Below are 10,761 nucleotides of genomic sequence, written 5' to 3' on the forward strand. Positions count from 1 at the left end.
CGAATTTAATGTCTGCTTGCCATTCGGGCGGGATTTTGAGGTTTTCCGTAGCCGTGGCAATGGTTTTGAAATTATTTATGAGAAAGGAAAAAGGATGAAGAAATTTCTCTTAAGTCTGCTTGTCGCAGCTTTAGCTAGTAGTGCGCTTTGCGCCAGATCGCTCTCCGAGATCAAAAGTAGCGGAGTGCTTAGAATAGGCGTTTATGACGCGCAGCCGCCGTTTAGCAAGATAGAAGACGGCGTGCATCAGGGCTTTGAGGTTGATATGGCAAATGCCATCGCTAAAGATATGCTTCCATCGGGCGGAAAGGTGGAGTTTACCTCCGTGCTTGCAAATCAACGTATAAAATTCCTACAAGAAGATAAGGTCGACGCGGTTATTGCAACTCTTACCGTAACTCCGGAGCGCGAGAAGCAGATCGATTTTACGACCCCGTATTTTAGCGTCAATATAGGCATTTTGACCCGCGTCGAAGATAAGATTAAATCCTTAAATGAATTGCAAGATAAAACTATTTTAGTTCTTAGCGGCGGTACCGCAGAAACATACTTTGAAAAGCAAGGCTATAATATCGCCAGATGCGATAACGCAAACGCCTGCTATAAGGCTCTAAAAGCTGGACAGGGCGACGGGTATGCCGATGATAACCTAGTCGTGCTGGCTTATCCGGTATTAGATAAAAAGGTTGAAGTAAATATCAAAAATTTAGGCGCTTCGGATTTCTTAGCCATCGGCGTGAAAAAGGGCAATTCGGAGCTTTTGGATTTTCTAAACGGCGAGCTAATCAAGCTAAGCAAAGAGGGCTTTTTCAAAAATTCGTTCGATAATTTCATCGAGCCTTACTACAAAGGAACTGCAGAGAAAAAGTATTTCTTGCTGGACGATCTTTATAGCTTGCTGTAATTTTTAAAAAGGGGGACGCTATGAAAAAGATAATCTTGGCGTTGATGCTGGCTGTGTGCTCGCTTCTTAGCAACACTTTGACTCAAATCAAAGAAAAAGGGGTTATTCGAATCGGTATAGATGGCTCGTCTCCGCCGTTTAGCGTCGTTAAAGACGGCGAATATAGCGGCTTTGAGATACTCTTAATCGAAGGGCTTGTTAAAGAAATTTTCGGTGATAAAGGCAGCAAGATACAATATGTCGTAACGGTAGGCGATGACCGCATAAAAGCGGTGCAGGACAACAGAGTCGATTTAGATATCGCGCTAATCTCGGTTACGAAAGAGCGCGAGAAGCTGGTAGATTTCTCCGATCCATACTTTAGCGTAAATATCGGCGTGCTAACTCGTAGCGACGATAATATCAGAAAGGTCTCCGATCTAAACGGAAAGACTATACTGGCGCAGCCCGGCACTACTGTGTTTGATTACTTTACGAAACAGGGCTATAACGTAGTACCGTGTGCGAGCGCGAATGAATGCTTTAATGATCTAAAATCGGGTAAGGGCGACGGATACGGCGATGATAATCTACTTGTATTTGCTTACGCTGTAGTCGACCGCAAAGTCGAAGTAAATATCAAGAATTTAGGCTCGACGGACTTCCTGGCCATCGCGGTGCAAAAGGGCAATACCGAGCTGCTTAACGCGGTAAATGCGGGACTAATTGAGCTAAGTAAAAAGGGTTTTTTTACAAAAATTTTTGATGAGAGTATTGAGCCTTTTTATAAAGGCACCATTGATAAAAAGTATTTCTTGCTGGACGATCTTTACAGCTTGTTTTGATTTAAAGCGGCGATGGATGGGAAATTCTATTCGCTTGCGAAATTTTAGTAAAATTTAAAGGAATTTTATGAAAAAGATTATATTTGCGTTGTTAATCGCTTCATGTTCGTTATTTGCTAACTCTTTAGCGCAGATCAAAGAAAAAGGGCTCATTCGTATCGGAATAGACGGCTCACTGCCGCCGCTTAGCGTCTCCGAGGATGGAAGATATAGCGGTTTTGAAATTTCGCTTATTGAAGAGCTCGTGAAAGAAATTTTCGGCGATAAAGGTGGCAAAATCGAATATGTTGTAACTCTAGGCAACGACCGTATCACAGCCGTGCAAGATAACAAAGTTGATTTGGATATCGCAGCCATCACGGTTACGAAAGAGCGCGAGAAGCTAGTGGATTTTTCAAATCCCTACTTTAGCGTAAATATCGGCGTGCTAACTCGCACCGATGATAATATAAAAACCGTAGACGATTTACAAGATAAAGAAATTTTAGCAGAGCCTGGCACTACGGCTTTTGATTATTTTAATAAGGAAGGCTTTAAAGTTATCTCATGCGCTAGTTCTAGCGAATGCTTCCGTGCATTAAAATCCGGTCGCGGCAGCGGCTATGCAGACGATAATATGGTAGTTTTGGGCTATTCGGTCGTAGATCGCAAGGTAGAGGTAAATATCAAGAATTTAGGCACATCGGACTTTTTAGCTATCGCGGTGCAAAAAGGCAACGATGACTTGCTAAACGCCTTAAACGACGGGCTTGTCAAGCTCAGCAAAAACGGCTTTTTCAAGAAAATTTTTAACGATAGCATAGATCCTTTTTACAAGGGAAAGGCTGAGAAAAAATATTTCTTGTTAGATGATCTTTATAAAATGTTTTAATTCAAAGGACGAAATATGAAAAAAATTCTACTAAGTATTTTGCTAGGTGCTGGCGCGCTTTGCGCTAACTCATTAGCAGATATCAAGCAAGCAGGCGAAATTCGCATAGGCTTGCAAGATTCCCAGCCTCCGTTTAGCTTCGATGATAACGGCACGCTAAAGGGCTTTGAGGTTGATTTGGCAAATGAGTTAGTTAAAAATCTATTCGGCAATAAAAAGATCAAAATCGACTTTATCGCCGTAGCATCTAAAGATCGCGTTCCCTCACTGGAGCAAAACAAAGTAGATCTCATCATATCTAAGCTCACCGTCACAAAAGATCGCGTTCAGAAAGTCGATTTTTCTTACCCGTATTATTCAGTGCAAATTGGCGTGCTAAGCCGTAAGGATGATAATATTTCAAGAATCGATCAGATCGCGCATAAAAAAATTCTAAGCGTTAAGGGCACAACTGCCGAGGAGCACTTCAAAAACGCGGGCTATGAGATTGCTACATGTACCGACGCGAATGAGTGCGTCGCTAGGTTAAAGGCTGGCGAGGGCATAGGCTTTGCCGACGATAATACGGTCGTACTCGGATACGCTAGAAACGATGCCGCGCTGGATGCAAAAATCATCAACCTTGGCAAGGTAGATTATATCGCCGTCGCCCTATCTAAGGGCAATACCGAGCTGCTTGATGCGGTCAATAGCAGCCTGGTAAAAATGTATAAAGCGAAATTTTTCCATAAGGCTTTTGACGAGGATATCAAGCCATACTACGGCGGTAAGATCGATAAAAAGCACTTCACACTCGATGAGGTTTATAGCCTGTTTTAAATTTAGACGTATTTAAAATTTTAGGCGCCCTTTGACGTCCAAACATACCCGCAGCTGCGATATTTGATCGCAGCTTGCTTTGTCGCCAAGGCTTCAGCGGCATTTATAATTTAAATTCCGTATTTTTACGGGTCCGGTTGCGATATAAAATTTTATGAGATTTTGATATGCGGTTGCGAAAGAGTGTGGCTTCTAAAAGATAGTCGGTTGCGCGAAATTCTAATCCGAGTAGTAAAATTTTATATCCTTTTTCAGTTGCGTCGGCAGCACGTTAAATTTAGTCCTAAAAATTTTAGAAAAATGCGATAAATTATTATATCCGACCATTTTGGCGGCTTCGTTTACGCTGATTTGATCTAGACTCAATAGCTCTTTTGCAATCTCAAGCCGCTCATTTGTCAGCATCGCATAAACGCTCGTGCCGAAATATGCTTTAAAATCCCTTTTTAGTGCAAATTCGTTCGTAGCGCAAAGATGAGCGAGCTCTTTAATGCTAGGTGGATTTTGCATATTTTCGAGTAATATTTTCTTTGCTTTTTGAACTGTTTTTATGCGATTTTCATCAAGGCTAAGCGTATTTTCGGGCTCATTAAATTTATGAAAACTTCTATAAAGTATCTCTAAAATTTTACTTTCCATAAAAATTTCGCGTATTTTGCCGTCGTATATCGCGGCATTTTCGAGCTCTTTGAGAATAATATTTTGCACAGCGCTTATTTTAAATTTCTTCATGCAAACGGCTTGATCTAAATTCAAATTTTTTAAAATTCCCAGCTCATTTGCAAAAGCGGTGCTAAGCGCTATGCAGGAGCTTTTATAGTGTTTATTTTCAAGCTCGTGAACGCCACGCAATTTGCTTTGCATAGTTCCGAGCCAAAACTCACCTTTATTCAAAACGAATTGATCTTTATCCGATCTGAAGCAGATAGGATTTTCGCCCGTATTGAAAAATAAAAATGAATAGCGGCTACCTCGCTCGTGGCGATGCAAAAGAAAATCTCTGCAAATTATATCGCTGCTATAATATCCTATCTCTCCGCCCGTATAAAAAGAGCTAAAGTCGAATTTTATACTTTCGCTTTCAAGCTCGGTTTTGTTATACCCACATTGCTTGGACGGCTCAATGTCGTTAGATATTTTTTGTAAAAAATCATCTAAACTTATCTCTTTACTCATCTTATCCCTTTAGCGTTTAAAATAATCCCTCTACCGTTTAGTATTTCTTGATAATGCATATCTTATTATAGTAAAATGAGTTTAAATTTTAATAAGAAAAGGGGCGTTTGTGCGCGCAATATATAAATTATCGCTGATTGCTGCTATAGCGACAGCCGGGATATCGAGTGAGATAGAAAAACAGGACAAAAGCGTAAATTTGGGTGAAATTACCGTAGTCAGTGCTACGGGCTATCGGCAAAATATCCAAGACGCACCCGCTTCTATCTCCGTTCTTACGCAAAAAGAGATACAAAAGCGCAACTACCAAGATATCTCCGCAATGGTAGAGGACTTGCCGAGTGCCTTTACCGCAACGCTAGGTGCTGCATCGAGAAAAGGCATAAGCCTAAGAGGTCTATCTCAAAAGTATACAAAAATTTTAATCGACGGCAAGCCCGCGACCAGCGATAGCGCTTATAAAGGATTAAGAAGTATTGGCAGTAGCCAGAATTTCTTGCCTCCCGCAAATGTGATAGAGCGTATAGAGGTTATCCGCGGTCCTATGAGCTCGCTTTACGGCAGCGACGCTATGGGCGGAGTAATAAATATCATCACCAAGGGCTTTTCAAATGAGCTTAGCGGCAATGTAAACGGATACTATACTTTCGCTAAAAAATCGCAAATAAAAGGTGATTATCAAACGGGTTTTTATCTAAACGGAGCTATCGTCCCGGACGTACTAGGTATCGCACTTTACGGCAGATTTTTTGAAAAGATAGAGGATAAAGAGCCTTATGCGAATAGAAATAATGAAGAGACGAATATGGGCGCAAAACTGATGTATAACGTAACGCAAAATGATGAGGTAACGCTTGATTATCGTAAAGTAAATAATAAATTTAGGCGTACATACGGGCGTACGCGAACAACCTCTGGAGGCAATAACGATATTGCGAAAGAGGATATGAAAGGCTACACCGCAAGCCTGTCTCATCAGGGAAAATACGATAAGTTTATGATAGATAGCTATGCAAATTACGATAGCATGAAAGAAAGCGGCGCCCAGGATCTGCGTCTTAGAACGACTACGCTAAATTCTAAAGGCTCATATTTTTTCGATTCAAATGCTTTGAGTTTGGGCGTACAATACCGAAGCGAGAGATTAAACGAAGCCGCTACTACCGCAGATGAGGCAAATGTCAAAAGATGGGATTATTCGATCTACGGCGAGGATGATTTTTATCTAACTGATGATTTAACGCTAACCGGCGGAATCAGATATAACCGCGATAAAGACTACGGCGGCCATATATCGCCGCGCGCTTATGCCGTTTATCGTTTAAACGAAAGCTTTTCTATTAAAGGCGGCGTTTCGACAGGATATTCAACTCCGGATATTAAGCAGCGTAGCGAGGGCCTTGCCTTGCCGTTTGCAGGAGGTCAGGGAGCGCAGATAGGCAGAAGCTCTTTAAAGCCTGAAAGCAGCATAAGCTACGAAGGCGGGTTTTCTTATGACGATAACGATAAATTTAACTTTAGCGCTACTGCGTTTTATACCGAAATCAAAGATGGAATTTCTACCAAATTGATTTGCCGTCCAAGACCGGGAAATCCTTGCGTGCATAACGGCAAAACTTATAGGCGCGGTATTTGGGATACTATAAATATCGGGGAAGCCGAGGTTAGGGGTCTAGAGCTAAGTAGCGATTATCAAATTTTAGATAATTTGAAGCTGCATGCAAACTACGCCTATACGAAATCCGAGCAAAAAACGGGTAGCGAGAAGGGTAAAACCTTAAATAATTTTCCAATCCATTCGGTAAAGCTAGGATTTGATTACGACGTAAGCTCCAAGCTAAACTTATGGTCGCAAATAAATTATTATAGTAGGACGCGCGATAGCCTAAGCTACGATGAGGATATCCGCTCATACACGCTTTTTGATCTGGGCGCGAGCTATAAAGTTACAAAAGACGCAAGTTTAAATTTTACGCTTTATAACATATTCAACGAATTCGTACTAACGCGCTCGGGAAATTATCAAATGATGGTTGTAGACGGGATGAAGGCGCAGGTTGGATTTAACGTGAACTTTTAAATTCGCGGCGCATAAATTTCGTCCGCGGATTTAAAATTTAAGGAAATTAATGGCGATTCTAAAAAGGAAAAAATTTTGGTTCAACGTCCATCTTGTTTTGACGCTTATATGTTGCGTGCCGATCTTAATCGTAGCCCTTAGCGGCGCTATTATCTCGTATCACGACGAGATTATAGATGCGTTAAATCAAAGCAAATCTTTCGTGAGCCCGAGCGGAAAAGACGCTCTTAAGCCCGCCGAAATTTTAAATATTTTCAGAAAAGCCAAGCCCGGTTTTACGCTCAGTTATTATAGAATTCCTCACAATAAAAATGAGGCGATTAGGCTTTCTGGCACAGATTCTAGCGGCGAGTTTAAATCATATTTTATAGATCCTTATAGCGGCGAAATTACTTCGGAAAACATAGGCGATACGTTTATCGGCGTAATACTAAACCTACATACCAATCTGGGATTTGGGCTAAGCAAAAACGAAACTCTGCGGCTAATAGGCAAAAATATCGTGGCGCTTAGCACGGTTATGTTTATTTTGGTCTTAATTTCAGGCGTGGTGATCTATTATCCTAGCTTTAGAGGGAAAAATTTACGTGCATTTAGGATAAATTTTAAAGCGAGAGGTTACACGTTTTTATATAGCTTGCACGGCGCGGTCGGAGTTTTGCTGCTGCCCGTTTTGCTTACGATAAGCGCTAGCGGGCTTTATTGGTCGTATGATTGGATAGCCAAAATCACCAACAGAGCGCTAGGCGAAAAGGAAATTTTTAGAAAAACGAGTTTTACCGAAGTGCGAGGATTTTCGCTCGAGGATGAAGATAAAATTTTAAATTTGCAGACGGCATTTGATATTTTTAAGCGTGAACGCGGTGAAAACTACGAATTCTTTAACATCATCGCCCAAAAAGATGGAGAAAATTTTATGATCTTTTATTTCGATAAAGGCGAAGAGGGCGAAGAGCATATGAACACGATGAGTGTAAACGTTAAAAAGGGCATCTTGCGGCATGCTCGCTATGATGATGTGAAAAGCACCATGCCGCGCCCGTTTGCTATACATAAAGCCGTTTTGAGCGTGCATTCGGGCTATATCTTCGGCGAGGCGGGCAAGTTCTTATTTTGCGTAGCGGCGATTTCAGCGTTATTCTTTATAGTTACGGGATTTTGGATGAGCATAAAAAGAATTTATAAGAAAAGATAAATCTATGAATTCAAAGCGGAGAGATAGCTTATCCGCGGCGTAAATTTAAAATTTTATCCGAAGCAGTATCGCTTCTTTTCAGTTAATAAAATTTTATGTGTAGCGCTTTGAAATACCATGTGCAGAGCCTTTGTGAGCCTTGCGCCGCATCTTGATTTTATTAAATTTGCTTCGACGTTTCAACCGCGCTCATTTGTCGCTCATAAAATCCCTAATATTCTGCGCGAGCATTTTTATTAGCCGTTTGCGGGCCTCGATGCTCGCCCATGCGATGTGAGGCGTGATGATGACGTTGCGGCGATTTTTCACGCGCAAAAGCGGATGATCCGCCCTCATCGGCTCTGTTTGCAGCACGTCAAGCGCCGTGCGTAGGCCTCGTTCGTCCACGGCGCGAGCCAGCGCGTCCTCATCTACGATGCCGCCGCGGCCGAAATTCATCAATATGGCTCCCTCTTTCATCTTCGCAAGCTCCGCCTCGCCGATCAATCCCGCCGTTTTTTCATTTAGCGGGGCGTGGATAGAAATGATATCGCATGCCCTCAAAAGCGCGTCCAGGCTCACTCTGGCAAACTCGCCGTTGTCGTTCGCGCCGCTAGTGGAGTAGTATCTCACGTTTGCGCCGAACGCAGCGGCGATGCGGGCGACCTTTTCGCCGATCTGTCCAAGTCCGATAACGCCGAATTCTTTGCCGTAAATTTCGTTGATGGGCGCGTCAATGTGAGTAAAAATTTCGCTCTCGCACCATTTGCCGCTGCTGCCGTAATCCGCGTAGTATCCGAGCGCGTTGGTTAGCGCAAACAGCGACGCGAATGTCTGCTGCACGACGCTGTTCGTCGAATAGCCGGCCACGTTTTTTACCGCGATACCGCGAGCCTGCGCGGCCTGCATGTCGATATTATTCGTGCCCGTGGCACTGACGCAGATCAGCTTAAGTGCGGTTTGCGCCATGATCTCGTCCGTGATTAGGACTTTGTTGGTTATGACGACGTCAGCGCCCGCTAGGCGCTGCGCAGTTTGCGCGGGCCCTGTCATCTCGTAGCTTTCAAACTCGCCTAAGCTCGCGATCTCGCTAAGATCGGCATCGCTTCCCAGCGTCGCGGCATCCAAACATACGATTTTCATATTTCCCCCTTTGCGTTTTAAAATTTTAAGTCGTAGCAGTGCGGCCAAATTTAGCCGTTAAATTCCATTGCGCGATTCGGAGTGCAGCGCTTAAACGGCAAATTTTAACTCTGCAAATTTAGCTATTGCGGAAATTTCTTGCAAAATTTTATTATTGCAAAATTTACTCTCGCAAAATTTAACTATCGCGAATTCTGCCCTCGCGAAATTTAATGCTTGCAGCGCGCGGGGCGTTAAATTTTAAAATTCTAACTCGCGCCGGAGCAAGCGGTAAATTTTACTTCCGCTGAAATCCGCGTCTAAATTTAAAATTTCAATTTGTGCCGAAGCGAGAGACAAATTTAATCGCTGCTGCCGTTCGCGTTTAAATTTTAAAATTTAGCTCGCGCAAAACTTGCTCTACGCGGAATTTTAGTTCACGCGAATTTGATCTGCTCAAAATTTTATCCGCGCAGAATTTTGGTCGCGCCGCTACGTTAAATTTTGCCGTAGCCTCCTAGCGTTAAATTTTGCTGCCGCCGAGCGGTAAATTTACCGCCGGCAGAGCCTTATCGCCAAAGCTATCGCCAAAATACTCCGCCTTAAAATTTCTCAAATTTTATAAAATTTGCTGCGCCGCTACTTTGCATCCTCGATGTAGTGCCCCACAAATTTTGAGAGATTATCAAGTATCTCGCCGCCCTTGCGGAAGCCCAGCGCACAGCCTTCGTATGCGAAAAACACCCCCGCTTGGTAGCTCTGGGCGCGCTCGTCTTTGTTTAGCTCGTAAAATTCCTGATATAAAAATTTCTGATTTCCGTATTCGCCGCCGTTTTCCTCTATCTTTCTGCCGTCTGCGTCGAAGATCGCCACGTTCGCCCCCTCGCGCGCCAAAAACGGCTTTTTGATCATCTTTTTGCCGATGATCGGCGAAAAGGAGCTTTGCAGCAGCAGCGGGTGGTTCGGATACAGATCCCATAGGATTTTCATAATCCCCTTGCTTTGGAAAAGCAGCGTGTATGCGGGGTTTAGAATGATCGCCTTTTGATTTTGCACGATGTTTTTTAAGATGAGCGCGAGCTCGCCCTCCTCGATCGCGATCGCCTCCCAAGGGATCAGCTTGAACCAATACTCGTAGTTTTCGCCGTCAAAAAACACGCCCTCTTCGTCGTTAAATTCCACCTCGTCCACGTAGGCAAAGCGCGTCTTAAAACCCGCATCCTCGGCGGTCTGCTGCAAAAGCTTCGTCGTCTTTTCGTCCTCGACGTTGCCCGCGACGCTGCTAAATAGAATTTTCCACCCTTCGTAAAATTTAGAAAAGTCCTCGAGCTCGCCGTCAAGCACCACGAGCCGCTTGAAATTATCGCGCAGCGCGTCGTAAAGGTCGTTGAACTGGCTCGCCTCGTCCATGCCGTTTTCTTTGAGCATCGCCCACTGGATGATCGCCGTCTCAAACACCGCCGTGGGCGTGTCGGCGTTAAATTCTATCAGCTTGATCGGCTTGCCGTCCAGCCCGCCCGCGAAATCGAAGCGCCCGTATAGGTGCCAGTGCACCTCGTTTTCCCAGCTTTGTTTGATGAGATCGACGAGGTTGAAGGGGATGCCGAGCTCGTGGAAGAGGTTGTTGTCGATGACGTGCTGCGCGGCCGCGACAAACATCTCGTATAGCTCGTTCGCCGCTTCGTAATACGCATCCGCCTCTGCAGCGCTCACGCGCACGATCTCGTCGCTGACGTAAGAGGTCTCGTCGGCGTCCGTGTGCCAGTAAAAGCCGAGCTTTTCGAGATATTC

9 protein-coding genes are annotated in these 10,761 nt (G+C 43.8%); 6 read left to right on the plus strand and 3 right to left on the minus strand.

All coding sequences use genetic code 11. From position 1 onward, the window contains the following. Positions 1-94 precede the first annotated feature (94 nt). The 4 genes from Q0140_RS11365 to Q0140_RS11380 all read left to right on the plus strand — a co-directional run bounded on the left by Q0140_RS11365 (position 95) and on the right by Q0140_RS11380 (position 3,418). Complete coding sequence (locus Q0140_RS11365) at positions 95-904, plus strand: transporter substrate-binding domain-containing protein (protein ID WP_297964675.1); 810 nt, start codon at positions 95-97, stop codon at positions 902-904. Positions 905-924: 20 nt separating this feature from the next. Then, positions 925-1,728 carry a transporter substrate-binding domain-containing protein gene (locus tag Q0140_RS11370; RefSeq protein WP_297964677.1) on the plus strand — a complete coding sequence of 268 codons (804 nt, stop codon included), beginning with the start codon at positions 925-927 and terminating at the stop codon, positions 1,726-1,728. A gap of 67 nt (positions 1,729-1,795) precedes the next feature. Further along, the gene (locus tag Q0140_RS11375; RefSeq protein ID WP_297964679.1) at positions 1,796-2,599 is read left to right on the plus strand and encodes a transporter substrate-binding domain-containing protein; all 804 of its coding nucleotides are present in this window, start codon (positions 1,796-1,798) and stop codon (positions 2,597-2,599) included. Positions 2,600-2,614: 15 nt separating this feature from the next. Then, the gene (locus Q0140_RS11380) at positions 2,615-3,418 is read left to right on the plus strand and encodes a transporter substrate-binding domain-containing protein (protein ID WP_177388809.1); all 804 of its coding nucleotides are present in this window, start codon (positions 2,615-2,617) and stop codon (positions 3,416-3,418) included. Positions 3,419-3,637: 219 nt separating this feature from the next. Here Q0140_RS11380 and Q0140_RS11385 read toward each other — a convergent pair whose 3' ends face one another. After that, positions 3,638-4,594, minus strand: coding sequence for an AraC family transcriptional regulator (locus tag Q0140_RS11385; RefSeq protein ID WP_297964681.1), 957 nt, complete (start codon positions 4,592-4,594; stop codon positions 3,638-3,640). 109 nt (positions 4,595-4,703) lie between these two features. On the opposite strand from Q0140_RS11385, the gene Q0140_RS11390 reads away from it, so the two are divergent. Both Q0140_RS11390 and Q0140_RS11395 read left to right on the plus strand, forming a co-directional pair. Then, a complete protein-coding gene (locus tag Q0140_RS11390; protein ID WP_366112876.1) occupies positions 4,704-6,674 on the plus strand; it encodes a TonB-dependent receptor in 1,971 nt (656 codons plus the stop codon). 49 nt (positions 6,675-6,723) lie between these two features. Beyond that, positions 6,724-7,869, plus strand: a complete 1,146-nt coding sequence (locus Q0140_RS11395; protein WP_297964685.1) for a PepSY-associated TM helix domain-containing protein — start codon at positions 6,724-6,726, stop codon at positions 7,867-7,869. A 189-nt stretch (positions 7,870-8,058) separates the two neighbouring features. Here the strand turns inward: Q0140_RS11395 and Q0140_RS11400 are convergent, their stop codons facing one another. Beyond that, positions 8,059-8,991, minus strand: a complete 933-nt coding sequence (locus Q0140_RS11400; protein ID WP_297964687.1) for a D-2-hydroxyacid dehydrogenase — start codon at positions 8,989-8,991, stop codon at positions 8,059-8,061. Between the two features lie 618 nt (positions 8,992-9,609). Continuing rightward, positions 9,610-10,761 (minus strand): glutathionylspermidine synthase family protein (locus Q0140_RS11405; protein WP_297964689.1); only part of this gene is annotated, 1,152 nt, incomplete at its 5' end.

It is taken from the genome of uncultured Campylobacter sp. (assembly GCF_938045405.1).
Classification (GTDB): Bacteria; Campylobacterota; Campylobacteria; order Campylobacterales; family Campylobacteraceae; genus Campylobacter_B.

What these genes read in the sequence shown, in the direction of transcription:
- Q0140_RS11375 (WP_297964679.1), top strand. Translation starts at nt 1,796, where the DNA reads ATGAAAAAGATTATATTTGCGTTGTTAATCGCTTCATGTTCGTTATTT.
- Q0140_RS11400 (WP_297964687.1), bottom strand. Translation starts at nt 8,991, where the DNA reads ATGAAAATCGTATGTTTGGATGCCGCGACGCTGGGAAGCGATGCCGAT.
- Q0140_RS11385 (WP_297964681.1), bottom strand. Translation starts at nt 4,594, where the DNA reads ATGAGTAAAGAGATAAGTTTAGATGATTTTTTACAAAAAATATCTAAC.
- Q0140_RS11370 (WP_297964677.1), top strand. Translation starts at nt 925, where the DNA reads ATGAAAAAGATAATCTTGGCGTTGATGCTGGCTGTGTGCTCGCTTCTT.
- Q0140_RS11395 (WP_297964685.1), top strand. Translation starts at nt 6,724, where the DNA reads ATGGCGATTCTAAAAAGGAAAAAATTTTGGTTCAACGTCCATCTTGTT.
- Q0140_RS11365 (WP_297964675.1), top strand. Translation starts at nt 95, where the DNA reads ATGAAGAAATTTCTCTTAAGTCTGCTTGTCGCAGCTTTAGCTAGTAGT.
- Q0140_RS11380 (WP_177388809.1), top strand. Translation starts at nt 2,615, where the DNA reads ATGAAAAAAATTCTACTAAGTATTTTGCTAGGTGCTGGCGCGCTTTGC.